This window comes from Pseudonocardia sp. DR1-2 (genome assembly GCF_023717215.1).
In the GTDB taxonomy this organism is placed as follows: Bacteria; Actinomycetota; Actinomycetes; order Mycobacteriales; family Pseudonocardiaceae; genus Pseudonocardia; species Pseudonocardia alni.
Genome location: NZ_JAMQOF010000003.1, coordinates 192,266 through 217,609, shown reverse-complemented (window position 1 = coordinate 217,609; position 25,344 = coordinate 192,266). Strand labels below are relative to the sequence as shown.

27 protein-coding genes are annotated in these 25,344 nt (G+C 75.1%); 20 read left to right on the top strand and 7 right to left on the bottom strand.

From position 1 onward, the window contains the following. Window positions 1-154 precede the first annotated feature (154 nt). The 9 genes from ND486_RS10000 (at window position 155) to ND486_RS09960 (ending at window position 9,075) form a co-directional block, all read left to right on the top strand. A complete protein-coding gene (locus ND486_RS10000; protein WP_251784017.1) occupies window positions 155-940 on the top strand; it encodes an electron transfer flavoprotein subunit beta/FixA family protein in 786 nt (261 codons plus the stop codon). 45 nt (window positions 941-985) lie between these two features. Further along, on the top strand, window positions 986-1,933 hold the full coding sequence (locus ND486_RS09995; protein WP_224401611.1) for an electron transfer flavoprotein subunit alpha/FixB family protein: 948 nt from the start codon (window positions 986-988) through the stop codon (window positions 1,931-1,933). Window positions 1,934-2,119: 186 nt separating this feature from the next. Then, the gene (locus ND486_RS09990) at window positions 2,120-2,896 is read left to right on the top strand and encodes a GNAT family N-acetyltransferase (RefSeq protein WP_374231394.1); all 777 of its coding nucleotides are present in this window, start codon (window positions 2,120-2,122) and stop codon (window positions 2,894-2,896) included. Further along, entirely contained in the window at window positions 2,893-4,002 is a 1,110-nt protein-coding gene (locus ND486_RS09985) for a 1-acyl-sn-glycerol-3-phosphate acyltransferase (protein WP_251784016.1), read from the top strand. Before ND486_RS09990 ends, ND486_RS09985 begins: the two co-directional genes overlap by 4 nt. 67 nt (window positions 4,003-4,069) lie before the next feature. Beyond that, window positions 4,070-5,278, top strand: coding sequence for a cysteine desulfurase family protein (locus ND486_RS09980; protein ID WP_251784014.1), 1,209 nt, complete (start codon window positions 4,070-4,072; stop codon window positions 5,276-5,278). 3 nt (window positions 5,279-5,281) lie between these two features. Continuing rightward, the gene (gene mnmA / locus ND486_RS09975) at window positions 5,282-6,364 is read left to right on the top strand and encodes a tRNA 2-thiouridine(34) synthase MnmA (protein ID WP_226350163.1); all 1,083 of its coding nucleotides are present in this window, start codon (window positions 5,282-5,284) and stop codon (window positions 6,362-6,364) included. Between the two features lie 248 nt (window positions 6,365-6,612). Further along, window positions 6,613-7,074: a nitroreductase family deazaflavin-dependent oxidoreductase gene (locus ND486_RS09970; RefSeq protein WP_251784012.1), complete on the top strand. Its 462-nt coding sequence runs from the start codon at window positions 6,613-6,615 to the stop codon at window positions 7,072-7,074. Between the two features lie 101 nt (window positions 7,075-7,175). Beyond that, a complete protein-coding gene (locus ND486_RS09965) occupies window positions 7,176-7,637 on the top strand; it encodes a nitroreductase/quinone reductase family protein (protein WP_251784010.1) in 462 nt (153 codons plus the stop codon). 403 nt (window positions 7,638-8,040) lie between these two features. Next, the gene (locus ND486_RS09960; protein ID WP_251784426.1) at window positions 8,041-9,075 is read left to right on the top strand and encodes a methionine synthase; all 1,035 of its coding nucleotides are present in this window, start codon (window positions 8,041-8,043) and stop codon (window positions 9,073-9,075) included. Window positions 9,076-9,316: 241 nt separating this feature from the next. Here ND486_RS09960 and ND486_RS09955 read toward each other — a convergent pair whose 3' ends face one another. Then, window positions 9,317-10,096 carry an isocitrate lyase/phosphoenolpyruvate mutase family protein gene (locus tag ND486_RS09955; RefSeq protein WP_251784008.1) on the bottom strand — a complete coding sequence of 260 codons (780 nt, stop codon included), beginning with the start codon at window positions 10,094-10,096 and terminating at the stop codon, window positions 9,317-9,319. A 104-nt stretch (window positions 10,097-10,200) separates the two neighbouring features. Between ND486_RS09955 and ND486_RS09950 the strand changes: the two genes are divergently transcribed. The 5 genes from ND486_RS09950 (at window position 10,201) to ND486_RS09930 (ending at window position 12,835) form a co-directional block, all read left to right on the top strand. Continuing rightward, window positions 10,201-10,602 carry a hypothetical protein gene (locus tag ND486_RS09950; protein ID WP_251784006.1) on the top strand — a complete coding sequence of 134 codons (402 nt, stop codon included), beginning with the start codon at window positions 10,201-10,203 and terminating at the stop codon, window positions 10,600-10,602. A 206-nt stretch (window positions 10,603-10,808) separates the two neighbouring features. Continuing rightward, window positions 10,809-11,123, top strand: coding sequence for a hypothetical protein (locus ND486_RS09945; protein ID WP_251784005.1), 315 nt, complete (start codon window positions 10,809-10,811; stop codon window positions 11,121-11,123). Next, a complete protein-coding gene (locus tag ND486_RS09940) occupies window positions 11,123-11,782 on the top strand; it encodes an SDR family oxidoreductase (RefSeq protein ID WP_208822589.1) in 660 nt (219 codons plus the stop codon). The genes ND486_RS09945 and ND486_RS09940 overlap by 1 nt, the downstream gene beginning before the upstream one ends. 194 nt (window positions 11,783-11,976) lie before the next feature. Continuing rightward, entirely contained in the window at window positions 11,977-12,372 is a 396-nt protein-coding gene (locus tag ND486_RS09935) for a VOC family protein (RefSeq protein WP_208822591.1), read from the top strand. Between the two features lie 115 nt (window positions 12,373-12,487). Further along, window positions 12,488-12,835 (top strand): DUF6506 family protein, encoded by a 348-nt coding sequence (locus ND486_RS09930; protein ID WP_251784003.1) that lies wholly within the window; start codon window positions 12,488-12,490, stop codon window positions 12,833-12,835. Between the two features lie 197 nt (window positions 12,836-13,032). On the opposite strand, the gene ND486_RS09925 is transcribed toward ND486_RS09930, so the two are convergent. Further along, window positions 13,033-13,503, bottom strand: a complete 471-nt coding sequence (locus tag ND486_RS09925; protein WP_251784001.1) for an SRPBCC family protein — start codon at window positions 13,501-13,503, stop codon at window positions 13,033-13,035. Window positions 13,504-13,568: 65 nt separating this feature from the next. On the opposite strand from ND486_RS09925, the gene ND486_RS09920 reads away from it, so the two are divergent. Next, window positions 13,569-14,075, top strand: coding sequence for a MarR family transcriptional regulator (locus tag ND486_RS09920; RefSeq protein WP_224401624.1), 507 nt, complete (start codon window positions 13,569-13,571; stop codon window positions 14,073-14,075). Here ND486_RS09920 and ND486_RS09915 read toward each other — a convergent pair. The 4 genes from ND486_RS09915 to ND486_RS09900 are packed head-to-tail and all read right to left on the bottom strand — an operon-like array spanning window position 14,040 to window position 17,355. After that, on the bottom strand, window positions 14,040-14,891 hold the full coding sequence (locus ND486_RS09915; protein WP_285898557.1) for a DMT family transporter: 852 nt from the start codon (window positions 14,889-14,891) through the stop codon (window positions 14,040-14,042). The genes ND486_RS09920 and ND486_RS09915 overlap by 36 nt on opposite strands. Before the next feature lie 37 nt (window positions 14,892-14,928). Next, window positions 14,929-16,560 carry a peptide chain release factor 3 gene (locus ND486_RS09910; RefSeq protein WP_062397186.1) on the bottom strand — a complete coding sequence of 544 codons (1,632 nt, stop codon included), beginning with the start codon at window positions 16,558-16,560 and terminating at the stop codon, window positions 14,929-14,931. A gap of 9 nt (window positions 16,561-16,569) precedes the next feature. After that, window positions 16,570-16,968 carry a VOC family protein gene (locus ND486_RS09905; RefSeq protein WP_251783998.1) on the bottom strand — a complete coding sequence of 133 codons (399 nt, stop codon included), beginning with the start codon at window positions 16,966-16,968 and terminating at the stop codon, window positions 16,570-16,572. Window positions 16,969-16,971: 3 nt separating this feature from the next. Beyond that, window positions 16,972-17,355, bottom strand: a complete 384-nt coding sequence (locus tag ND486_RS09900) for an ankyrin repeat domain-containing protein (RefSeq protein ID WP_226369678.1) — start codon at window positions 17,353-17,355, stop codon at window positions 16,972-16,974. Between the two features lie 127 nt (window positions 17,356-17,482). On the opposite strand from ND486_RS09900, the gene ligA reads away from it, so the two are divergent. Together ligA and ND486_RS09890 are read left to right on the top strand one after the other, a co-directional pair. After that, on the top strand, window positions 17,483-19,894 hold the full coding sequence (gene ligA, locus ND486_RS09895; RefSeq protein ID WP_308215831.1) for an NAD-dependent DNA ligase LigA: 2,412 nt from the start codon (window positions 17,483-17,485) through the stop codon (window positions 19,892-19,894). A gap of 236 nt (window positions 19,895-20,130) precedes the next feature. Continuing rightward, window positions 20,131-20,850: a 3-keto-5-aminohexanoate cleavage protein gene (locus ND486_RS09890; RefSeq protein WP_062397181.1), complete on the top strand. Its 720-nt coding sequence runs from the start codon at window positions 20,131-20,133 to the stop codon at window positions 20,848-20,850. 136 nt (window positions 20,851-20,986) lie between these two features. Here the strand turns inward: ND486_RS09890 and ND486_RS09885 are convergent, their stop codons facing one another. Then, window positions 20,987-21,643 carry an amino acid-binding protein gene (locus ND486_RS09885; protein WP_251783996.1) on the bottom strand — a complete coding sequence of 219 codons (657 nt, stop codon included), beginning with the start codon at window positions 21,641-21,643 and terminating at the stop codon, window positions 20,987-20,989. A gap of 338 nt (window positions 21,644-21,981) precedes the next feature. Here ND486_RS09885 and gatC point away from each other — a divergent pair, with 338 nt between their 5' ends. Genes gatC through gatB form a run of 3 tightly spaced genes read left to right on the top strand, consistent with a single transcriptional unit; the run spans window position 21,982 to window position 25,312 of the window. Then, window positions 21,982-22,308, top strand: coding sequence for an Asp-tRNA(Asn)/Glu-tRNA(Gln) amidotransferase subunit GatC (gatC, locus tag ND486_RS09880; RefSeq protein ID WP_020622204.1), 327 nt, complete (start codon window positions 21,982-21,984; stop codon window positions 22,306-22,308). Beyond that, window positions 22,305-23,813 carry an Asp-tRNA(Asn)/Glu-tRNA(Gln) amidotransferase subunit GatA gene (gene gatA, locus ND486_RS09875; protein ID WP_251783994.1) on the top strand — a complete coding sequence of 503 codons (1,509 nt, stop codon included), beginning with the start codon at window positions 22,305-22,307 and terminating at the stop codon, window positions 23,811-23,813. The genes gatC and gatA overlap by 4 nt, the downstream gene beginning before the upstream one ends. Beyond that, on the top strand, window positions 23,810-25,312 hold the full coding sequence (gene gatB, locus ND486_RS09870; protein WP_062397175.1) for an Asp-tRNA(Asn)/Glu-tRNA(Gln) amidotransferase subunit GatB: 1,503 nt from the start codon (window positions 23,810-23,812) through the stop codon (window positions 25,310-25,312). Before gatA ends, gatB begins: the two co-directional genes overlap by 4 nt. Window positions 25,313-25,344 lie beyond the last annotated feature (32 nt).

Below are 25,344 nucleotides of genomic sequence, written 5' to 3'. Positions count from 1 at the left end.
CCCACCCCCGCTCCGACCGAGAGCGCGCGGCGCAGCACCGTCACGGTGACGCGAGACGATCCGGACCCGGGACGACCGGGACCGGAACGCGACGAAGGACGACGCGGTGTGCGCGTGGGCGCAGGCCGCCGCGGCAGGAGGTCGAAGAGGTCCTATGAAGATCGTGACCCTGGTGAAGCAGGTGGCCGACACCTACTCGGAGCGGAAGCTGTCCGACTCCGACCACACCCTCGACCGTGAGGGTGCCGAGGCGGTGATCGACGAGATCAACGAGCGCGCGGTGGAGCAGGCTCTGCTGCTGAAGGAGGCGCACGACGGCTCCGAGGTCGTCGTCGTGTGCATGGGCCCGGACCGGGCCACCGACGCGATCCGCAAGGCCCTGTCGATGGGCGCGGACTCCGCGGTGCACCTGTCGGACGAGGCCGTCCACGGCTCGTGCGCGGTGCAGACCGCGAAGGCGCTGACGAAGCTGATCGGCACCGTGGACGGCTGGGACATGGTCATCGCGGGCAACTCGGCGTCCGACGGCCAGATCGGCGCGGTCCCGGCGATGATCGCCGAGCTGCTCGGTGTGCCGTCGCTGACCCACGCCAACGAGCTCTCGGTCGAGGGCGCCACGGTGACGGCCAAGCGGGAGACCGACGAGGGCGTCACCCACCTGACCGCGGAGCTTCCGGTCGTGGTGTCGATCGGGGAGAAGTCCAACGAGCCGCGTTACCCCTCGTTCAAGGGGATCATGGCGGCGAAGAAGAAGCCGGTGCAGACCCTGGACCTGGCCGGCGCCGGGATCGACGCCTCCGAGGTCGGTCTGGCCAATGCCCTGACCTCGGTCGTCTCCGCGTCGCCGAAGCCGCCGAAGCAGGCCGGCGAGAAGGTCACCGACGAGGGCGACGGCGGCGCGAAGATCGCCGAGTTCCTGGTCGGCCAGAAGCTGATCTGACCCCGGTTCTTCCTGGCTTCCCTCTTCGTTTGGAGATAGAGAATCATGGCTGAGGTTCTGGTCCTCGTCGACCACGTCGACGGCGACATCAAGAAGACCACCTACGAGCTGCTGACCGCCGCCCGCGCGCTGGGCGAGCCGTCGGCGGTCGTCGTCGGTCCCGCGGGCACCGCGGACAAGCTGGCCGACGGCCTGACCGAGCACGGCGCCGAGAAGATCTACGTCGCCGAGACCGACTCCACCGACTTCCTCTCCCCGGAGACGACGGTCCTGGAGTCGCTCATCGGATCGGCGTCCCCGGCCGCGGTGCTGCTCGCGGCCACCGGCAACGGCAAGGAGGTCGCCGGTCGGCTCGCCGTCCGGACGAACTCCGGGCTGCTGTCCGACGTCGTCGGCGTCTCGGCCGACGGTGTGTCGCACTCGATCTTCGGTGGTGCCTACACCGCCGAGGCGAAGTCGAACACCGAGCACCCGGTCATCACCGTGCGTCCGGGCTCGATCGAGATCGAGGCCGCCGCCGGTGCGGGTGCCCGCGAGACCGTCGAGGTCCCGGCCCCGTCCGGGCGTGCCGCGACCGTGACCGGCCGCGAGCCGATCCAGGGCGGGTCCCGTCCGGAGCTGACCGAGGCGACCGTGATCGTCTCCGGTGGGCGCGGCGTGGGCTCGGCCGACGACTTCACCGTCGTCGAGGGACTGGCGGACTCCCTCGGTGCCGCCGTCGGTGCCTCGCGCGCCGCGGTCGACTCCGGCTACTACCCGCCGCAGTTCCAGGTCGGCCAGACCGGCAAGTCGGTCTCGCCGCAGCTCTACATCGCCCTCGGCATCTCCGGCGCGATCCAGCACCGCGCCGGCATGCAGACGTCGAAGACGATCGTCGCGGTGAACAAGGACGAGGAGGCGCCGATCTTCGAGATCGCCGACTTCGGCATCGTCGGCGACCTGTTCAAGGTCGCGCCGCAGCTGCAGGAGGAAGTGGCCAAGCGCAAGGGCTGACCCCTTCCGGTCCTCCACCGCGTCGACGCCCGGGTGCCGCCTGCACCCGGGCGTCGTCGTGTGTGCGGGGCCTGTTCACCCGCTCCTGCCTGCGACGACACCTGTCCGGGTCCGTTCACCCCGACGCCACCGGCGTGTCGGTCCGCAACCGCCCGGGTGTCGCACCCGGCCGGTACCAAGCCGGGTGTGAACCAGGTGATCGTCTCGACCCCGGAGACCGCGGCCCGGCGGTACTCCCTGCTCCTCACGACCGACGACGGCGACGTCGCCGCGGCGCAGGCGCTGCGGCACCGGGTGTTCGCGGGTGAGCTGGGCGCCCGGCTCGACAGCCCCGTCCCCGGCCGCGACGTCGACCGCTTCGACGCCCACTGCGACCACCTCGTGGTCCGCGAGGACGCCACCGGCGAGATCGTCGGCACCTACCGGATGCTCCCGCCGCAGCGGGCGCGCGCCGCGGGCGGCCTCTACGCCGACGGCGAGTTCGACCTCACCAACCTCGACCCGCTGCGCCCCGGCATCGTCGAGACCGGGCGCTCCTGCGTGCACCCCGACCACCGCGGCGGCGCCGTCGTCGGGCTGGTGTGGGCCGGGCTCGCCCGCTACATGCTGCTCACCGGGCACCGCTGGCTGATCGGCTGCGCCAGCGTCTCCCTCGCCGACGGCGGCACCCAGGCCGCCGTGGTCTGGGACCGGGTCCGCGCGAAGCACCTCGCGCCCGAGGAGTACCGCACCGTGCCGCACCGCCCCTGGGACCCGACCGGTGCGCCCGCGGGCCGGGGCGGCGGCATCCCGCCGCTGCTGCGCGGCTACCTGCGCCTGAACACCTGGGTGTGCGGGCCGCCCGCGCACGACCCGGACTTCGGTGTCGCGGACTTCCCGGTGCTGCTGGGGATGGACCACATCGACCAGCGCTACCTGCGCTTCTTCCTGGGCGAGGACGCCGCCGGGGTGACGGGCGCATGACCCTCGCCGCCGGCCCGGAGGGCGACGCCGGCGCGCCCCTCCGCCCGCGCCGCCGGTTCCGGCCGCGCGGCCGTGCCTCCGCCGTCCCCGTCCCGTCCGCCGGGGCCGCGGTGCTGTCGTCCGCCCCGCCAGGAGCCCCGGCCGCCCCGGTCGTCCCGGCTGTCGCGGCGGACCCCCGTGGAGCCGTGCACCACCCGGCCCGCGCCGCCCTGCGGGCCCCGGTGCACCCGCTCGTCGACCACCCGACGCACCCGCCGGCACCGCCCGCGTCGCGGCGTCCCGGTGGGCCGTGGGCGGCCTGGTCGCCGTGCACCCCGCAGGAGTGCCTGCCCCCGCGTGCGACGACCGGCACGCTGCGCCTGGCCCGCCGAACCGCGGCACTGCTCTCGGTGCTGGCGGTGGCCGTGACCGTCGTCCCGGCCGCCGCGCTGCTCGGCGCCCGCGTGCTGGACCCGGTCCTGCGGGCGCTGCACCGCGCGGTGCTCCGCGCCGCCGGGGTCCGGCTCGTCGTGCGCGGCGGGCCGCTCGCTCCCGCGGACGGGCGGGGCGCGCTGGTCGTGGCCGACCACACGTCGTGGATCGACATCCCGGCGCTCGGTGCGATCGGCCCGGTCACCATGCTCGCCAAGCGGGAGGTCCGGGACTGGCCGCTGATCGGCGCGCTCGCGGCCCGCATCGGGACCCTGTTCGTGCACCGCGAGGGCCTGTCCCGACTCCCCGGCACCGTCGCGACCTGCGCCGACGCGCTGCGGGACGGCACGCTGGTCGGTGTCTTCCCCGAGGCGACGACGTGGTGCGGCGCGATCTCCGGGGACTACCGGCGGGCCCCGTTCCAGGCCGCGATCGACGCGGGTGCCCCGGTCCGTCCGGTCACCGTCGCGATCACCACCCCGGACGGGCGGCCGACGACGGCCGCCGCGTTCGTCGGCGAGCAGACCCTCGGTGACACCGTCGGCCGGGTGCTGCGGCTGCCCGGCCTGATCTGCGAGGTCACCGTGGGCGAGCTCGTCGAGCCGGGCCCGCACACCGACCGGCGCGCGCTGGCCGCCCGTGCCCGCGACCGGGTCCGTCACCCGCGACCGGCCGCGACCGCCACGGCCGTGTGAGACGGACGGTCGTCCACGACGGGTTCGGCACGCACCGCTGTCACGACGGGGTCTACCCTGGAGGCCGATGACGTACCTGGACCACGCGGCGACCACACCGATGCTGCCGGCTGCCGTCGCCGCCATGAGCGACGCGCTCGGCCGCACCGGCAACGCGTCGTCGCTGCACTCGTCGGGCCGCCGCGCCCGGCGCGCGGTCGAGGAGGGGCGTGAGCGGATCGCCGAGGCGGTCGGGGCGCGCCCGTCCGAGGTCGTGTTCACGACCGGCGGCACCGAGAGCGACAACCTCGCGGTCAAGGGCCTGTTCTGGGCCCGCCGGGCCGCGGACCCGCGCCGCACCCGGGTGCTGGTCTCGGCCGTCGAGCACCACGCGGTCGTCGACGCGGCGGAGTGGCTGGCCACCCACGAGGGCGCCCGGCTGCGGATGCTCGAGGTCGACGCCACCGGCCGCGTCCACCCGGAGACGCTGCGCGCCGCGCTCGCCGAGGACCCGGACGGGAACGCCCTGGTCTCGGTCATGTGGGCCAACAACGAGGTCGGCACCGTCAACCCGGTGCGCGAGCTCGCCGCCGTCGCCCACGAGTTCGGGGTGCCGTTCCACACCGACGCCGTGCAGGCCGTCGGCGTCCTCGACGTCGACTTCGCCGCGAGCGGCGCCGACGCCCTCACCCTCACCGGGCACAAGCTCGGCGGCCCCTACGGCGCGGGCGCGCTGCTGCTCGGCCGCGAGGTCACCTGCACCCCGCTGCTGCACGGCGGCGGCCAGGAGCGCGACGTCCGCTCCGGCACCCTGGACGTGCCGTCGCTGGCCGGGCTGGCGACGGCCGTCGTCGAGTCGGTGGCCGCCGCGCCGCGCCGCCGCGTGCACCTGGCCGGGCTGCGCGACGAGCTGGTCCGCGTCGTGCGCACCGAGGTGCCCGACGCGGTCCTGAACGGCGACACCACCGACTCCCGGGTCGACGGCGGTCCCGGCAGGCTGCCCGGCAACGCGCACCTGTCGTTCCCCGGCTGCGAGGGCGACAGCCTGCTCATGCTGCTCGACGCCCACGGCATCGACTGCTCGACCGGGTCGGCCTGCACCGCGGGGGTCGCCCAGCCCAGCCACGTGCTGCTGGCGATGGGCGCCGACGAGTGCACCGCCCGCGGGTCGCTGCGCTTCTCCCTGGGGCACACCAGCACCTCCGCCGACGTGGCCGCGGTCGCCGGGGCCATCGGGTCGGTCGTGGAGCGCGCCCGCAACGCGAGCCGTCGCACCCCCGCCTCGGTCACGGGCTGAGCCGTGCGGGTCCTCGCTGCGATGAGCGGCGGCGTCGACTCCGCGGTGGCCGCCGCGCGGGCGGTCGCCGCCGGACACGACGTCGTCGGGGTGCACCTCGCGCTGTCGCGCACCCGGGACGCCATGCGCTCCGGGTCACGGGGCTGCTGTTCCAAGGAGGACGCGGGCGACGCCGCCCGCGCCGCCGACGTCCTGGGCATCCCGTACTACGTCTGGGACCTGTCCGAGGAGTTCACCCGCGACGTCGTGGACGACTTCGTCGCCGCCTACGCCGCCGGGGAGACCCCGAACCCCTGCCTGCGCTGCAACGAGAAGATCAAGTTCGCGGCCGTGCTGGACCGGGCGCTCGCCCTCGGCTTCGACGCCGTCTGCACCGGCCACTACGCGCGGCTGGACCCGGCCGGGCCGGTACTGCGCCGCTCGGCCGACGCGGGCAAGGACCAGTCCTACGTCCTGGCGGTGCTGCGCGCGGACCAGCTGCGGCACGCGATGTTCCCGGTCGGCGACACCCCCAAGCCGGAGATCCGGGCCGAGGCCGCCCGGCTCGGGCTGCGCGTCGCCGGGAAGCCCGACAGCCACGACATCTGCTTCATCCCCACCGGCGACACCCGCGGCTTCCTGGCCGACCGCCTGGGCACCACTCCCGGCGCACTGGTCGACGCCGCCTCCGGCGAGACCCTCGGCACCCACGACGGCGTGCACGGCTTCACCGTCGGGCAGCGCAAGGGCCTCGGGATCGACCGGCCGGCCGCCGACGGCCGCCCCCGCTACGTGCTCGGCATCGAGCCGGTCAGCGGGACCGTGCGGGTCGGGCCGGAGGCCGCGCTCGACGTCACCGCGATCACCGCGCGCACCCCCGTGTGGACCTCGGGCGCGGCGCCGGACGCACCGTTCGGCTGCGTCGTGCAGGTCCGCGCGCACGGCGGCACCGCACCCGCCACCGTCACCCCGCTCGACTCCGCCGTGCAGGTGGAGCTGTCCGAACCGCTGCGCGGTGTCGCCCCGGGGCAGGCCGTCGCCTTCTACCGCCCCGACGACGACGGCGACGTCGTCCTGGGGTCGGCGACGATCACCGGGACGGCCTGACCGAGGTCGCCCGGCGGCGCCTGACCGGCCCCGGCCGGCCGCGGCCGCCTGCCCCGGAGCACGCCGCGCCCGCCGGCGCCGCGAGTGGCCTGGTCCGGCGTCGCCTCTGCGCCGAGATGCACCCCAGCGGGCTGCGCGGAGCCGTTCGAGCCCGCTGACCTGCATCTCGGCGCAACCCGCCCCACCGCACCGACCCCGATGAGAGCAGTGCTCTTGCTTTTGTGCGACGAACCGTGAACACTGCTCTCATGACGAACCAGCGCTCTCAGGCCCACTACCTCGCCCCCGGCCGCATCACCCGCCGGGTAATGAACCCCCTGGTCGCCGGGCTGACCCGGCTCGGCCTCCCGCTCGCCGGCTCCGCGGTGCTCGGCGTCCGCGGCCGCCGCTCCGGCGAGGTCCGCACCACGCCGGTCAACCCGCTGCGCCACGACGGCGCCCGCTACCTCGTCGCCGCGCGCGGCGAGACCCAGTGGGTGCGCAACCTGCGCGTCGCGGGGGAGGCGGAGCTGACCGTCGGCCGTCGCACCGAGCGGGTGGCCGCGACCGAGCTGACCGAGCCGGCCGCCGTCGTCCCGGTGCTGCGGGAGTACCTGCGTCGCTGGGCCTGGGAGGTCGGGGCGTTCTTCGACGGTGTCGACGCCTCCTCGTCCGACGCCGAGCTCGCCGCCGTCGCCCACCGCCACCCGATCTTCGTCCTGGCCGCATGATCCTTCTCCGCGGAGCCGCGAGCGCCCCCTCGGTCGCCGTGGGCTCCGGGAGGAGGGATCACCGGAGCGACGGACGACGTGATCGGTGAGAGGCTGTCGCGATGAGCGACCGTGACTACCGAGCACCCGGCATGCTGGTGCGCCGCGTGCTCAACCCGCTGGTCGGGGCCCTGGCCCAGCGCGGCATCACCCCGGGCGACACCGCCGTGCTCGCCGTCCGCGGCCGGCGCAGCGGCACGGTCCGCACCGTCCCGCTGACCCCGGTCCTGCTCGACGGGACCCGCCACCTCATCTCGCCGCGCGGTGAGACCGACTGGGTCCTCAACCTGCGCGCGGCCGGCGGGAGCGCCGAGCTGCGCGGTCGTGGGGGAGCGGAGCCGGTGTCGGCCACCGAGCTCGACGCCGCGGCGGCCGTCCCCGTGCTGCGTGCCTACGTGCGCGGACTCGGCCGGGCCGCCGGGATGCTGTTCGACGACGTCGGTCCCGCCTCCACCGACGCCGAGCTCGCCGTCGCGGCTCGGCGGCACCCTGTCTTCGCGCTGCACCGGCCGCCTGAGCTCTGACCTCGCGGCCCGACGGCCCTGTGCCGGCCCCTGCGGGCCGACCGCCCGCAGCGCCGGCCCCGTGCCGCCCGTGCGGTGTCCATCCTGTGGTGCACTTCCGGCGCCGCCCCGGTGGTGATCGCCGGAAGTGGAGCGTGGAGTGCAGAGCACTGTGTCCTGCACTCCACTCCCGCCGATCATGTCCGCCCATCCTGCGCCGCCCCGCGGGCCCGGGGTCGGCCGCGGCGGTCCGGAGTGACGGGGGGAGACTGGGGGTGTGACCGTCCCGGACCCCACCGACCCGCTGGCCGCCGCGCTCGCCGCCGCCGGACTCGGCGACGTGCGTCCCGGTGAGACCCTCCCGCCCTCGCCGCGCATCGAGGTCGTCGACGACGCCCCTGCCGAGCCCGCCGCGCCCCGCGCCCTGTGGCCCGCGGGCGTCGGCACCGGCGTCGGCTCGCTGCCCGGCACCGACGTCCGCGAGGCGTGTGCGCTGGTCACCGGCGAGACCCCGGAGTTCCCGGCGCTGCCCGAGCTGCCCGCCCGCGGTGTCGGCGCGGACATCGTCGGCCGCACGGCCGGGCTGCTCGTGGACCTGGCCGTCGAGGTCGTGCCGACCGGCTGGCGGGTCGCCGCCCACCCCGGGCGCGACCTGCGCCGGGCCCGCGACCTGATGTCCGGCGACCTGGACGCCTTCGACGACGCCTGCGACCGCATCCGCCCGTCCTGGGTGAAGGTGCAGGTCGCCGGCCCGTGGACGCTCGCCGCCTCGGTCGAGCTCGCCGCCGGGCACCGGGTGCTCACCGACCGCGGCGCCGTCCGCGAGTTCGCCGCCAGCCTGACCGAGGGGCTGCGCGCCCACGTCGCCGAGGTGGCGCAGCGGACCGGGGCGACGGTCGTCGTCCAGCTCGACGAGCCCGGCCTGCCCGCCGTGCTCGCCGGGTCGCTGCCGACCGCGTCCGGCTACGGCACCGTCCGCTCGATCGCCGCGCCGGACGCCCAGGACCTGCTCCGGGACCTGATCGCCGGCATCGACGCCCCGGTCGTCGTGCACTGCTGTGCGGACCGCCCGCCGATCCGGCTGCTCGCCGGGACCGGTGCGGCCGCGGTCGGGGTCGACGCGACCCGGCCGGCGTTCGCCGGGGCCACCGCCGAGCCGCGCGCGCTCGACGCGATCGGCGAGACCTGGGACAGCGGTGTCCCGCTGTTCCTCGGGCTGCTGCCCGGCACCGCGCCGGCCCGCGAACCGGCGGTCGGCGATCTCGCCCGCATCGGCTACGACCTCGCCGACCGGCTGGGCTTCGACCGTCCGCGGCTGGCCCGGCTCGCCGTCCCGACGCCCGCCTGCGGGCTCGCCGGGGCGACCCCGGCCTGGGCGCACCGCGCCCTCGCCCTGTCCCGGGAGCTGGGGAAGGCCTTCGCCGACCCCGACGAGGTCCCGCCCGCCGACGAGCGCTGAGCCTCGTACGTGCTGCCCGCCCTGCGATGCACCGACCCCCGCGAGCTGACCCACTCCGCGCGAGCTGATCCACTCGGCGCGCAGTGATCCGCGCCGCGCGCGTGTCCGGACGCGCGCGTCCTACGGATCAGCGCGCGCCCAACGGATCACGGCGCGTCAGATGGATCACCGCGCGGCGGAGGGATCACTGCGCGGCGGGGAGGGGCCCACGGGCGCAGGGTGGCGCCGGCCCGGTCGCCGCTCAGTTCAGCTTGCGGGTGCCCTCGGGCAGGCCGCCGCCGGCGTAGACGTCGGTGGCGAGGTCCTCCAGCGCGGTCAGCGCCACGTTCTGGCTCCACGGGCCGTAGGACACGCGGGCGACGCCCAGCTCCTGCGCGCGCTTCAGCGGGATCGACCCGGGGATGCCGATCAGGTTGACCCGGCGCTCACCGAGCGCCTCGACCAGGCGTCCGACCTGGGTCTCGTCGAGCTTGCCCGGCACGAAGAAGTTCGACGCGCCGGCGTCGAGGTAGGCCCTCCCGCGCTCGATCGCGTCCGCCAGCACGGCCTCGGGGTCCTTGTCGCCCGCCTTGAGGAACGCGTCGGTGCGGGCGTTCAGCACGAAGTCCACGCCCGCCGACTCCGCCGCGGCCACGGCCGCCTCGACCGCCTTCACGGCGTCGGCGAGCGGCTTGACCTGGTCCTCCAGGTTCGCCCCGACGATGCCGACGTCGATCGCGCGGGCGACGGTGCCACCCGGGTCGCCGTAGCCGGCCTCCAGGTCCGCGGTGACCGGCAGGTCGCCCGCGACCTTCGCGATCAGCCCGACCTCGGCGATCATCAGGTCGCGCGGGATGTTCTCGCCGTCCTCGTAGCCGCGGGAGGCGGCGATGCCGTGGCTTGCGGTGGCCAGGGCCTTCGTGCCCGGCGTCTCGGCGACGACCTTCGCGGTGATCGCGTCCCAGACGTTGACGACGAGCAGCAGCTCGGGCGCGGCGTGCAGTTCCTGCAGCTTCGTGGCCTTCTCGGCGGTGGAGGTCATGGGGTCACCGTAGGGCGGTTCCGGGACCGCCGCCGCGTACCCAGAACTGAGGATCTGTCGTGTCCCTGACAGCGGTGGGGCCGTCCGACCCCGATTCTGGTGCCGTGCTCCGAGACCGGCCCGACACCCGACACCCGACCGCCCCGCGGGGTGGCCTCGGGTCGTCCGCGCTCGTCCTGGGAGCGCTGGGCTCGGTCTTCGTCGGCGTCGCCATCGCGCTGTCCGCGGTGTCGCCGCTGACCGTCGCCGGTCTCGCCCTCGCCTCCGCCGGGGTGGTCCTGACGATCGGCGGTCTGGTGCTCGGCACCCTGGGCGCGGTCCGCGCCTGCCCGGGCCGGTCCCGCACCGCGATCTCCGCCGCGGGACTGTCGATCGCCGGGCTGGCCGGCGGGCTGATCTGGCTGGCCGCCTTCGTGATCCTCGCCGTCACCGGGCCGGGACCCGCCCCGCTCGACGGCACCGACACCACACCGGCCTGTGCGCCGGACGTCTGCCACGTCCGCTGACATGCGGGCCGACCGCCCGGCCCGATCACCGCGGGGCCTGCGCGGCAGGTCGGCAGCGGGCATCGCCCGGCGGAGGTGAGGGCCTCGATGCGCGAGCACGGCGCCGGGCTCGCCCTCGCGCCGTCGTCGGCGGCCGGCGACGTCGTGACGGGCAGCTCGTGCCGGTGCCGGGGGATGGGCGACCTGATCACGGGGTAACCGGTGGTGTGCCACCGATTCCCTACACCGACGTCGTCGCACGGCGGCAGCCCGACGTGCCCGAGCCGGGCGCCTCCGGCGCGTCCGCGACCACTGTCACCGTCGCGACGCCGACGTTCCTGCCGCAACACGCCCACGCGCCGTCGCGCCGGGTGTCCGCCGGCGACCCGATCGCGTTCCGGCCGTGGCACGGGCTCGCCGTGCACCGCCCGACGGGACCGGTGGACCGGCTCCGCGCCTGCGACGGGCTCGGCGCGCGGTGCGGCGGTGCGGACCCGGTCGCGGTGACCGGGATGCGGTCCGCCTCGGAACTACCCGACTGATGGCCGCCGTGTTCGTCGTCGGCGCGGGGCCGGGCATCGGCCGCTCCGTCGCCCGCCGCTTCGCCGGCTCCGGGCACCCGGTCGGGGTGCTCGCCCGCTCGTCCTCCACCGTCGACGGTCTGCTCGCCGACCTGCCCGACGGGGCGGCCGGCGCCACCGCCGACGTCGCCGACGAGGCCGCGCTGCGCGCCGCCCTCGGCGGCCTGGTCGAGCGGCTCGGGGTGCCCGAGGTCGTCGTCTACAACGCCGGGGTGATCCGCACCGACACCGTCACCGGGCTCGATGCGGCCACGCTGCTCGACACCTGGGCGGTCAACGTCGGCGGCGCGGTCACCACCGCCGCGGCGCTGCTGCCGGCGATGGCCGACGGGGACGGCGGCAGCTACCTGATGACGGCCGGCATGCCGCACCCGCTCCCGCAGCTGACGAGCCTGTCGCTGGGCAAGGCCGGGCTGCGCGCGCTGGCCGAGCTGCTCGACGCCGAGTTCGGGCCGCGGGGGGTGCGGTCGGCGACCGTGACCGTGTGCGGGCCGGTCGCGCCGGGAACCGCCTACGACCCGGACGACATCGCCGAGCACTACGCCCGGCTGCACCGGCTGCCCGCCGGGGCGTGGCCGGTGGACGTGCGCCACGGCGACCCGGCCGACGCGGCGGGCTGACCCCCTCCCCGCTCTGTGGCGTCCTGCTCTGTCGTGCCCCGCCCGCCGTACCCCGTCGCGCCGGGGGCGGGCGCGCCGCGTCGGTTCGGGAGCCGGTGCGGCGCGGCCCGCAGAACGGTCGTACACGATTGATCATCGGGTGGAACGGGAACCCGGGACATGCACGTCCCGCCATGCGATCCGGAGGTCGTCCCGTGCCCGAGTTCCCCGCCATCCACCACCTCGCCCTCTCGGTCACCGACCTGGAGGTCAGCGAGCCCTGGTACTCGAAGCTGATCGGCTCGGAGCCGGCGATGACGTTGTCCGACGGGCCGTTCCACCGCCGCGTGTTCGCGCTGCCCTCGGGCCAGCTGCTCGGACTGACCCGGCACGACTCCGTCGACACCGGTGACGCGTTCGCCCCGGACCGGCCGGGCATGGACCACGTCGGGTTCGGCGTCGCGGACCGGGCGGAGATCGAGCAGTGGCGCGACCACCTGGATTCGGTGGGGATCGCCCACGACGGGATCGTCGAGGCCGACTACGGCCTGGCCCTGTCGTTCAAGGACCCCGACGGCAACGCGCTGGAGTTCTTCCACCTCGCCTCGTAGTCCCGCTACGACGCCCGCCCGCCGGGCCCGTGGGTGGGCGCGGGGTCCTCGGCGGAGCCGGATGTGCCCGAACAGGGCTTGACCTCGAGCGGGGTTCAGCTCCGAGTATGGGCCCATGACCACCGAACCGGCCCGCTGGGCCTACCTGTTCGAGCACCCCGGCGCCGACCCCGACCGTGACCGCCTCGTGCTCGAGTCCGGTGGGCAGCGCTCGATGGTCGTCGCCGTCGCGTCGACCGCGGACGCGCCCGCCGTCGCCGCCGGCCTGGTCCGCGACGAGCGGGTCACGCTGGTCGAGCTGTGCGGCGGCTTCGGCAGCGGTGACGTCGCCGCCGTCGCGGCGGCCGTCGGGGACCGCGCCGCCGTCGGGCACGTCGTGTTCGGCGCCGACCAGATCCCGGCCGCCGCGGCCTACGCGAGCGCCGCGGCCGTCGCGGCGGCCGGTGCCGCGCCCGCGGGGTGAGGGCCCGGAGAGCCGGCCGGGCGGGCCCGGCGCACCTGCGGCAGGGTCGGCGTGTGCGGCGGCAGCGCCACCGTCGGTGGGCAGCTCGAACCGCGCGCTGCGGGCAGCACGACCACCTCGGGCCAGGTGACGAGGGTCCGGTCGGCGCCGTAGCGGCGATGGGCCCCGATCGCGTGCTCGTGGCTCGCCAGGTGGCGTCACGACCGCTCGCAGGCGGGTCGGGTCGCGCGGCCGGTCTCGACGAGCGCACGGAGCCGGTCAAGGTCGCCGCGCAGCCCGCGGGCGAGCAGCCACCGCAGCGGGCCGGGGACGAGCCGCAGTAGACCCGGCGGCCGGACGCGCAGCTCCAGCCGGACCCGGCACGAGCCGTCCGGCAGCGGCTCGACCTCGCGCGACCCGTCGGCGTCGACGCCGGACGTGGTCCGCCAGGCGAACCTGCGGCCGGGGGTCACGTCGGTGACCACGCCGTCGTTGCGGGTGGTCCGGCCCGCGGCCCGCAGCACCTCCCGGGTGGTCGTACCCGGCCCCACCGGGCCGGGCGGGGTGGGGACCATCGAGCGCACCCCCGCCCGCCACTGCCGGTCGCGGGCGTAGTCGGCGAGCACGGTCCAGGCGTCGGCCGCCGGTGCGGCGACGGTCGTGGCGGCGGAGACGGTGAGTGTCGTCATGCTCGAACAGTACGACGTCGAAATATTTGAGCACAATGTTTTCGACGGCGACCTACGATCGGGGTGTGCCCGAACGCGATGCCGTCGACGACCTCGTCGACCAGTGGCGACACGAGCGCCCCGACCTCTCCCCGGACGGCCTGGCGGCGATGGCGACCATCGGCCGGCTCGGCCGGTTCGCGGCACTCGTCGCACCCCGGGTCGAGCGGGTGTTCGCCGCGCACGGGCTGCGGACCGGGGAGTTCGACGTGCTCGCCGCGCTGCGCCGGGCCGGTGCGCCGTACGTGCTGACCCCCACCCGGCTCAGCCGCGCGCTCATGCTGTCCCCGGCCGCGACGACCCACCGGCTCGACCGGCTCGACGACGCGGGCTGGGTGGAGCGCAACCTCGACCCGGAGAACCGCCGCAGCATCCTGGTCCGTCTCACCGACCCCGGCCGCGAGCTCGTCGACCGGGCCGTCGCCGACCACGTCGACAACGAGCGGCGGATCCTCGGCCCGCTCGGCCCGGACGACCGCGCCCTCCTCGACGGGCTGCTACGACGCCTGCTCGCCGGTGTCGAGGACCCCTGACCGCTCGCCGGGTTCGGCGCTCGCCCGCGCCAGCGCGACCGTCGCCACCACGAGCACGACCACCAGGACCGCGACGAGCAGCCACCCCGCCCCGCCGGTGGCCAGCCGCTCGTCGAGCACGGTCACCCCGACGACCGCCGCGACCACCGGTTCCCCGACGACCACCGCCGGCAGCGAGGCCCCGAGCGCGCCGGCCTGGAACGCGGTCTGCTGCAGGAGCGTGCCCCCGACGACGGCGACCGCGAGCGCCCAGGTCTCCCACGACGTCAGCAGTGCGACGAGCCCGTCGGACAGCGTGTCGACCACACCGAGGGTGAGCGCGGCGACGACGCCGTAGGCGATCCCGGTCGCCGCGGCGAGCAACAGCGCCCGGGCGGTGCCGGTCGCGCTCCGGGCCGCGACGAGGCACGCGGCGAACAGCACGAGCAGCACCGACCCGGTCGGCGCCCAGGCCGCGAGGCCCGCCCGGTCGACCCCGGCGGTCGGCTCGCCGACGGTCACGAACAGCACCAGCGCCACCACCAGGACCGCGGCCCAGACCAGCTCGCGGCGCGACGGGCGCCGCCCGGCCCACCACGCGGCCAGCGGCAGCGCGAACACCAGCTGGGTCACGATGAGCGGCTGCACCAGCAGCAGCGACCCGAACCCGAGCGCGACGGCCTGCATCGCGAACGCGGCGGTGTCGCCGAGCGACCCGGCCAGCCAGCGCGGGTCGCGGACCAGCCGGGCGAGCATCGCCGTGCCGCGGTCGTGCGGGTCCGCCGCCGCCGAGGTCTGCTGGGCGACGGCGGCGAGCGCGAAGAGCAGCGCCGACAGCAGCGCGGCGCCGACCGCGGCGACGGTGCTCAGCGGATCAGGAGATCGACGATCCGGCGGGCATGGCCTCGAACCGCATGTCCGGGAACTTGCGCTGGATGATGTCCATCCGCCACTTGTTGGTGAACAGCGCGAGGTGCTCGCCGTCGGCGTCGCGGCGCAGGACCTCGCACTCGGACTGCCCGGCCAGCTTCTCGACCGCCTCGGCGTCGACCAGGCGCGCGATCTGGTACGGCAGCCGGTCCAGGGTGACCGGGGCGTTGAACTCGGTCTCCAGCCGCGTGGTGACGACGTCGAACTGCAGCGGCCCGACCGCGGCGAGCACCGGCGCCTGGTCGCCGCGCAGGTCCGAGCGCAGGATCTGGATGACCGCCTCGTTGCCGAGCTGCTCGATACCCTTGCGGAACTGCTTGTACTTGCCCGCGTCCTTCGCGCGGATCACCGCGAAGTGCTCGGGGGCGAACGCCGGGATCGACGGGAACTCGACCGGGTCGGCGGCGTAGAGGGTGTCGCCGGGGCGCAGCGCGGTGGCGTTGACCAGGCCGACGATGTCGCCGGGGAACGCCTCCTCGACGGTCTTGCGCTCGGCGCCGAACACCGACTGGGCGTACTTGGTGGCGAACGGCTTGCCGGTCGCGGCGTGGGTGAGCACCATGCCGCGCTCGAACCGGCCCGAGCAGATCCGCAGGAACGCCATCCGGTCGCGGTGCGCCTTGTCCATGCCGGCCTGGACCTTGAAGATCAGTCCGGAGGTGGGCGCCTCGAGCGGGCGGTCGTCGCCCTTCACGTCCGGGCGGGGGGCGGGCGGCGGGGCCAGATCGACCAGGGAGTCGAGCAGCCGGGCGACGCCGATGTTCGACAGCGCCGACCCGAACAGCACCGGGGTCGCCTTGCCGGAGCGGAAGCCCTCCTCGTCGAACCCGGCGCCGATCTCGTCGAGCAGGCCCAGCTCGTCCTGCGCGTTCTGCCAGTACTCCGGCTCCTGCGCGGCGATGGTCTCGGCGTCGACGACCTGCGCGGTGGCCTTGGTGGCGCCGCCGGCGGCCCGGGTGAACGCGGTGTACTCGCCGGTGGTGCGCTCGATGAGGCCCTTGAACTGTCCGGCGATGCCCAGCGGCCAGGTCAGCGGCATCGGGCGCAGGCCGATGGTCTGCTCGACCTCGTCGAGCAGCTCCAGGGCCTCGCGGCCGGGCCGGTCCCACTTGTTGACGAAGGTGACGATCGGGACGCCGCGCGAGCGGCAGACGTCGAAGAGCTTGAGGGTCTGCGGCTCGAGGCCCTTCGCGGCGTCGAGCAGCATCACCGCGGCGTCGACGGCGGCGAGCACCCGGTAGGTGTCCTCGGAGAAGTCGCCGTGGCCGGGGGTGTCGAGCAGGTTGATCACGCAGTCGCGGTAGGCGAACTGCAGCACCGCCGAGGACACGGAGATGCCGCGGGCGCGCTCCATCTCCATCCAGTCCGAGGTGACGCCCTTGCGGCCGGACTTGCCGTGCACCGCACCGGCGGAGTCGATGACCTCGGCGTGCAGCGCCAGCGCCTCGGTCAGGGTCGACTTGCCCGCGTCGGGGTGGGAGATCACCGCGAACGTGCGCCGGCGGGCGGTCTCGCCGACGACGCGTGCGTCGGTGGCGGATCCGGGCTGCCGGGCGTCGCTCTCGGTGGTGCTCACACCCGCATTCTAGGCGCCGCCACCGACAGCCCCCGACGACGGCGCCCGGCTCAGGTCGACCACGCAGAACACGTTGCCGTCGGGGTCGGCCAGGACGACGAAGTCGGGCTCGGCGGGGTAGCCGTCCCAGTGGGGCCGGGTCGCCCCCAGCGATCCGAGCCGCGCGACCTCGGCCTCCTGCTCGTCGGTGGTGTTGACCAGGAGGTCCAGGTGCAGGCGGGGCCTGGGCTCGGGTGGGGAGGCACTGCGCATCAGGCCGAGTACCCGGTCGCCGCCGGGGCCGGTCAGGGTGCGCCAGGACGGGCTCGCCCACTCCTCGGAGACCTGCAGGTGCAGCGCGGCGGTCCAGAACGCGGCGGCCCGGTCGAGGTCGGCGACGCCGACGACCGGGAACCCCAGCCGCAGCACGGCTCAGGCCCCCGCTTCCAGCAGCGCCCGCATGTCGGGCAGGTCGAAGTGCTCGACGGTCGCCCACGCCGACGGGCTGCCGTGGTGCGGGTCGGCCCCCGCGGCGAGCAGCGCGGTCACCGACGGCGCCGACCGGGCGAACAGCGCGGCGGCGAGCGCGGTCTGGCCGCGGTCGTTGGTGTGGTCCGGCGCCGCGCCGCGGGCCAGCAGGTCGGCGACGACGGCGTCGTGGCCGTAGTAGGCGGCGAGGATCAGCAGGGTGTCGCCCTTGGGGTCGGTCAGGCCGACCGGGACGCCCGCGTCGAGGTAGGCGGCCAGCTGCTCCGCCGCACCCTCACGGGCCAGGTCGAACATCCGGTGCGCGAGTTCCACGGCGGCCTGGTCCACCCCGCCACGGTAGGGGTGCCGCGGCCACCCCGCCGGGCGGCGGCCGCGGTACCGGACCCGGCCCGCCACCCGTCCGGGAACCCTCGGCGACGGGTGGCTGTCGGGGGTCGCCGCTAACCTGCGCGTCGTGAGCTCCCAGTCCGACGCCCCGCAGGCCCGCGAGCGCCACGCGCAGCTGGCGGCCGAGGTGGCCGACCACCAGTTCCGGTACTACGTGCTGGACGCGCCGGTCGTCTCCGACGGCCAGTTCGACGAGCTGTGGCACGAGCTGCTCGCGCTGGAGGAGGCGCACCCCGAGCTGGTCACGCCGGACTCGCCGAGCCAGCGCGTCGGCGGCACGTTCTCCACCGACTTCACCGCCCACGACCATCTCGAGCGGATGCTGTCGCTGGACAACGCCTTCTCGCCCGAGGACCTGCGCACCTGGCAGGAGCGGGTGACGAAGGAGGTCGGCGAGGACCTGCACTACCTGTGCGAGCTCAAGATCGACGGACTGGCGGTGAACCTGCTCTACACCGACGGGCGGCTCACCCGCGCGCTGACCCGCGGTGACGGGCGCACCGGCGAGGACATCACGCTCAACATGCGCACCCTCGCCGAGGTGCCCGAGCAGCTCACCGGCACCGACGAGTTCCCGGTGCCGGGGCTCGTCGAGGTCCGGGGCGAGGTCTACTTCCGGCTGGAGGACTTCGAGCGGCTCAACGCCTCGCTGGTCGAGGCGGGCAAGGAACCGTTCGCGAACCCCCGCAACACCGCGGCCGGCTCACTGCGGCAGAAGGACCCGCGGGTCACCGGCTCGCGCAACCTGCGGCTGATCTGCCACGGCCTGGGCAAGCGGGAGGGGTTCACCCCCGACACCCAGTCCCACGCCTACGACGCGCTGGTCGCCTGGGGCCTGCCGATCTCCCCGCGCACGACCGTGCTGCGGGGCATCGAGAAGGTGATCGAGTACGTCGAGCACTGGGGCGAGCACCGGCACGACGTCGAGCACGAGATCGACGGCGTCGTCGTGAAGGTCGACGAGGTGGCGCTGCAGCGCAGACTCGGTGCGACCTCCCGGTTCCCGCGCTGGGCGATCGCCTACAAGTACCCGCCGGAGCAGGCCACCACGCGGCTGCTCGACATCCGGGTCAATGTCGGGCGCACCGGCCGGGTCACCCCGTTCGCGGTGATGGAGCCGGTGAAGGTCGCCGGGTCCACGGTCGAGATGGCGACCCTGCACAACGCCGACGAGGTGCGCCGCAAGGGTGTGCTGATCGGCGACCGGGTGGTCATCCGCAAGGCGGGCGACGTGATCCCCGAGGTGCTGGGTCCGGTCACCGACGTGCGCGACGGCTCCGAGCGCGAGTTCGTGATGCCGACGCACTGTCCCGAGTGCGGCACCGCGCTCGTGCAGCAGAAGGCGGGCGACGTCGACCGGCGCTGTCCGAACGCCCGCTCCTGCCCGGCTCAGCTGCGGGAGCGGCTGTTCCACGTCGCGGGCCGCGGCGCGTTCGACATCGAGGGGCTCGGCTACGAGGCCGCGGTGGCGCTGCTGACCTCGGGCGTGCTGACCGACGAGGGTGACGTGTTCGCCCTGACCGAGGACGACCTGCTGCGGACCGAGCTGTTCCGCAACCAGAAGGGCGAGCTGACGGTCAACGGCCGCAAGCTGCTCACGAACCTGGAGGCGGCGAAGGACCGGCCGCTGTGGCGGGTGCTGGTGGGACTGTCGATCCGCCACGTCGGGCCGACCGCCGCGCAGGCGCTGGGCCGCGAGTTCGGGTCGATGGAGGCCCTGGAACGCGCCGCGGCGCAGGCGAGGGCGGACACCGAGGCGGCCGGGGTCGCGATCGTCTCCGACGGGACGGCGGGGGAGGACGACGCCGCGGCCGAGGCCGCGGCGCCGACGGCCGAGGGTGCCGCCGCCGAGGCGGCCGGCGACGTCGAGACCGCGGAGGCGGAGGCTGCGACCGCCGCCGGGGCGGCGGACTCCCCGCAGGCCGTGGACGGCGCCACGGGTGTGGACGGCGCCGAGGGCGTGGACGGCGCGGAGAACGCCGACGAGAACGCCGCGGCCGCCGAGGCCGCGAAGCAGGAGCGGGCGGCCGCGCGCGCCCGGGCGAAGGCGGTGGCCGAGGCACTCGCACCGATCGCCGGGGTCGACGGCGTGGGCCCGACCATCGCGGCGGCGGTGCGGGACTGGTTCTCCGTCGACTGGCACCGCGAGGTCGTGCAGAAGTGGCGGGCGGCGGGCGTCGCGATGGAGGACGAGGTCGACGACTCGGTGCCCCGCTTCCTGGAGGGCCTCTCGATCGTGATCACCGGCTCGATGGAGAACTGGTCCCGCGACGAGGCCAAGGAGGCGATCATGGCCCGCGGCGGGCGCGCGGCCGGGTCGGTGTCGAAGAAGACGGCGTTCGTCGTCGCGGGGGAGGCGCCCGGCTCGAAGTACGACAAGGCCGTCGAGCTCGGGGTGCCGGTGCTGGACGAGGCCGGGTTCTCGGTCCTGCTCGACCGCGGTCCCGATGCGGCGCGCGAGCAGGCCGCCGACGCCTGACCGCAGGGCCGGCGCCGTCCGGTCCAGGCCGTCCGGCGACACGACGTGCGCCACGCCGACGGTGAGCGACCGTTCACCGGGCGTGTTCGTCGTCCGGCGCGGCCCGGTGGCCGGACGTCGACGTCCCCCGGGCGCGCCCGCGCCCGGCCGCGGGCCGGGGTCGATCACCGCCTACTCTCGGTTGCACGGCGGGGTCCTCCCGCGGGAGCACGACCACTCGGATCGGGGAACACACGGTGTTGCAGGCGGCGCTCAACGGCTCACGACCGGCGGACGCGCACCCGGCGCTGCCGACCCTGGCCCGCCACCTCGCCCGCGACGCCCGGGCCGTCGCCCGGCTCGGCGTCACCTCGGTGCACGTGCACCCGCGCGACGACAGCGGTGCCGAGTCGATCGAGCCCGCCGTGGTCGGCGACGTCGTCTCGCTGATCCGCCAGGAGGCCCCGGGCATCGAGATCGGGGTCCCGACCGGGCGCTGGATCCAGCCCGACCCGAAGGACCGTGTCGAGACCGTCCTGTCCTGGGGCCGGCTCGGCTCCGGCAAGCCCGACGTGTGCGGCGTCAACGTGCACGAGCTCGGCTGGACCGAGGTCTGCCACGCCGCGTGGTCGGTCGGCATCGCCGTCGAGCTCGGCGTCTGGACCAGCGGCGACGCCGTCACCCTCCGCCAGAACGGGCTGCCCCCGGGGACCCGGCGGGTGATCGCGGAGTCGACGGTGATCGACCCCGAGACCGCCGTCGCCGAGGGCATCCGGATCCTGCGCGCCCTCGGTCAGCCCCCCGTCCCCGTGCTGCTGCACGGCGAGGAGGAGGGCGCCTGGCCGGTGCTGGAGTACGCGACCCGGGTCAACATCGACACCCGGATCGGCTTCGAGGACGTCCTGGTCCGCCCCGACGGCTGGCTCGCGACCGGCAACGACGACCTCGTCCGCACCGCCCTGTCGATCCGGGTCTGACCCGCCGGGTCGTCGCCCCGGCCGCTCGTCCACTCCCGGCGCTGCTCCCAGGGGAACTCTCGTGGCTTAGAGCGCTACGAACGTTCCCCTGGGAGCAGCCCCAGGGCCAGGGGGAGGGGTGCGGTGGCGCGGCGGGTCAGGCCTTCAGGACCGTCGCGACGATCCCGGCCAGGTGCGCCAGCCGCGCCAGCTCCGACGGCCGGAACACCGGCCCACCCGGCCGCCCGACCACCAGCGTCTTCGGTGGCGCCCCGGTCCCGAACGGCGCGGCGGCCAGCTCGGTGTCCATCGCCCGCCAGGGCTCGGGCACCCAGTGGCTCTCGTCGAGGGCGATCGCCCGGTCCAGCGGCAGCCAGGGCAGGTCCCCGGACCGGGTCTCGGGCGCTGCGGAGCTCTCCGCGATCCGGTAGGAGCGGCCGTGCTCGCTGACCGCGACGAGCGCCCACCCTGCGCGGAACAGCCTCGGCACCTCGGCGGCGAGCAGGTCGAGCCCGTGCGCGTGGTCGCCGGCGATCTCGTCGAGCAGCTCCAGCTCGCGGTGGGTGTCCAGCTGCCCGGTGTGCGGGCGCACCGACTCCACCGACACCCCGGGCACCGACTCGGCAGCGGTGATGAGCACGTCCGGCGGCCGGTTGGTCGGCAGCTCGACGGCGATGTCGTCGACCGCCTGGCCGTCGCCACGCTCCACGACGTCCACGCTCAGGATGTCCGCCCCGGCCCCGCCGAGTGCGGACGCGACGGCGCCGAGATTGCCGGGCTTGTCCGGGAGGACGACCCGGAGCAGGAACGACACGGAGTGGATCCTCTCCCTCGACAGCGGGCGCCTCGTCGGCACGCGCATGCACCGCACCGGAGCGGCGGGGAGCGGTTCCGGGCGGGAACGATGATCCTGCCACCCACGGGCCCCTCGGTCATCCGCCACCCGCAGCGGGGTGTGCGTGCCCGGTCACCGGGGGGCGATCGGCCGGTGGACCGGCGGGAATAGACTCGGCGGGTAGACCGGCGCGCGCGGGAGCGACCGGGTCGTGTCGGCAGCCGGACCGGCGGTCGCACCGTCGTCGCCGCTGCCGCGGCACCGCCACGACCGTCCACCCGCCGTCGTCATCATCGGACACCATCTCGAGGAGGGGCATGACCGCCGATTCCGCGGAGCGGACGGGCGGGGTCATCACCCGGGACGAGGTCGCACACCTCGCCCGGCTGGCCCGCCTGGCCGTCACCGACTCCGAGCTGGACACCTTCGCGTCCCAGCTCGACGTCATCATCGGGTCGGTGGCCCGGGTCGGGGAGGTCGCCGCCGACGACATCCCGCCGACCTCGCACGCCGTCCCGCTGGAGAACGTCTTCCGCCCGGACGAGCGCCGCCCCGGCCTGAGCCAGGAGCAGGCGCTCGCCGGCGCCCCGGCCGCCGAGGACGGGCGCTTCCGCGTCCCGCGGATCCTGGGGGAGGAGCAGTGAGCGACCTGATCCGGCTGACCGCCGCCGAGCTCGCCGAGAAGATCCACTCCCGTGAGGTCTCCGCCGTGGAGGCCGCGCAGGCCCACCTCGACCGGATCGCCGCCGTGGACGGCGAGGTGCACGCGTTCCTGCACGTCGGAGCCGAGTCCGCGCTGGCCGGCGCCGCGCTGGTCGACGAGCGGATCGCCGCGGGCGAGGCGCCGGAGTCCCCGCTGGCCGGGGTGCCGCTGGCGCTCAAGGACGTGTTCACCACCTCCGACATGCCCACCACCTGCGGCTCGCGGATCCTCGAGGGCTGGCAGCCGCCCTACGACGCGACGGTCACCGCGCGCCTGCGCGCCGCCGGGATCACGATCCTGGGCAAGACCAACATGGACGAGTTCGCGATGGGCTCGTCCACCGAGCACTCCGCGTACGGCGTCACCCGCAACCCGTGGGACACCTCCCGGGTGCCGGGCGGCTCCGGCGGCGGCTCGGCGGCCGCGCTGGCCGCGTTCGAGGCGCCGCTGGCGATCGGCACCGACACCGGTGGCTCGATCCGCCAGCCCGCCGCGTTCACCGGCACCGTCGGCGTCAAGCCCACCTACGGCCAGGTCTCCCGCTACGGGCTGGTCGCCTGCGCGTCGTCGCTGGACCAGGGCGGGCCGTGCGCGCGCACCGTGCTGGACGCGGCGCTGCTGCACGAGGTCATCGGCGGCCACGACCCGCGCGACTCGACCTCGATCGACCGGCCGGTCCCGGCCGTCGTCGAGGCGGCGCGCCAGGGCGCGACCGGGGACCTGTCCGGGCTGAAGGTCGGCGTCGTGCGCGAGCTGGGGGGCGAGGGCTACCAGCCCGGCGTCCGGTCGGCGTTCGACGCGTCGCTGCGCAGCCTGGAGAAGCTGGGCGCCGAGATCGTCGAGGTCGGGTGCCCGCACTTCGAGTACGGCATGGCCGCGTACTACCTGATCCTGCCGAGCGAGGTGTCGTCGAACCTCGCCCGGTTCGACGCCATGCGCTACGGCCTGCGCGCGGCGCAGGGCCGCTCCGCGGAGGAGGTCATGGCCAACACCCGCGAGCAGGGCTTCGGGCCCGAGGTCAAGCGGCGGATCATGCTCGGCACCTACGCGCTGTCCAGCGGCTACTACGACGCCTACTACGGGCAGGCGCAGAAGGTCCGCACGCTGATCAGCCGGGACTTCGACGCGGCGTTCGCCCAGGCCGACGTGCTCGTGTCGCCGACCGCGCCGACCGTGCCGTTCCCGATCGGGGACAAGGTCGACGACCCGCTGGCCATGTACCTGAACGACCTGGCCACCATCCCGACCAACCTGGCCGGGGTCGCCGGCATGTCGGTGCCCAACGGGATCTCCGAGGGGCTGCCGACCGGTCTGCAGATCATGGCGCCCGCGCTCGGCGAGGCCGTCATGTACCGCGTCGGGGCGGCGTTCGAGGCCGCCCGCGACGCCGACGAGGGCGGTCCGCTGATCGCCCGTGTCCCGGAGGTTGCTGGGGTGAGGGCATGACCACGTCCGTGGAGCTGGTCGACTTCGACGACGTCGTCGCCCGTTACGACCCGGTGCTGGGCATCGAGGTGCACGTCGAGCTGTCGACGAACACCAAGATGTTCTGCGGCTGCCCGACGGAGTTCGGCGCCGAGCCGAACACCCAGGTCTGCCCGGTCTGCCTGGGCCTGCCCGGCGCGCTGCCGGTGGTCAACCGGGCCGCGGTGGAGTCGGCGATCCGGATCGGCCTGGCGCTGAACTGCTCGATCGCGCCGTGGGGCCGGTTCGCCCGGAAGAACTACTTCTACCCGGACATGCCGAAGAACTTCCAGACCTCCCAGTACGACGAGCCGATCGCCGTCGACGGGTTCCTGGACCTGACCCTGGACGACGGCGAGGTCGTCCGGATCGGCATCGAGCGCGCGCACATGGAGGAGGACACCGGCAAGTCGCTGCACGTGGGCGGCTCCGACGGTCGCATCCACGGCGCGGACCACTCGCTGCTGGACTACAACCGGGCGGGCGTCCCGCTGATCGAGATCGTCACGAAGATGATCCCTGACACCGGGGCACGCGCCCCGGAGGTGGCCCGCGCCTACGTCACCGCGCTGCGCGACCTGATCCAGTCCCTGGGCGTCTCCGACGTCCGGATGGACCAGGGCTCGATGCGTGCCGACGTGAACCTGTCGCTCTCGCCGAAGGGCGGGGCGCTGGGCACCCGCACCGAGACGAAGAACGTCAACTCGCTGCGGTCGGTCGAGCGCGCGGTCCGGCACGAGATGGGCCGCCAGGCCGGCGTGCTGGACGCGGGCGGCGAGATCGTGCAGGAGACCCGGCACTTCGACGAGTCCACCGGCCACACCCGCGCCGGGCGGCGCAAGGAGACCTCGGAGGACTACCGGTACTTCCCGGAGCCCGACCTGGTCCCGATCGCGCCCTCGGCCGAGTGGGTCGAGGAGCTGCGCGGCACCCTGCCCGAGCTGCCGTGGGAGCGCCGCAAGCGCATCCAGACCGAGTGGGGCATCTCCGACGAGGAGATCCGCGACCTGGTCAACGGCGGGGCGCTGGAGCTGGTCGAGGCCACCGTGGCGGCGGGTGCGCCGTCGCAGGAGGCCCGCTCGTGGTGGGTGTCCTACCTCGCCCAGCAGGCCAACACCCGCTCCGTCGAGCTCGTCGACCTGGCGATCACGCCGGAGCAGGTCGCCCGGGTCGTCGAGCTGGTCGCCACGGGGGAGCTGACCAACAAGCTCGCCCGCCAGGTCGTCGACGGCGTGCTCGACGGCGAGGGCGGCCCGGACGAGGTCGTCGCGGCCCGCGGGCTGAAGGTCGTCTCCGACGAGGGCGCGCTGATCGCCGCCGTCGACGCGGCGCTGGCCGAGCAGCCCGACGTCGCGGAGAAGATCCGCGGCGGCAAGGTCCAGGCCGCCGGGGCGATCGTCGGTGCGGTCATGAAGGCGACGAAGGGCCAGGCCGACGCCAAGCGGGTCCGGGAGCTGATCGTCGAGCGGGTCGGGGCCTGACCTGACCGGGGCCCGGGCCCGCCGGGGCGCGA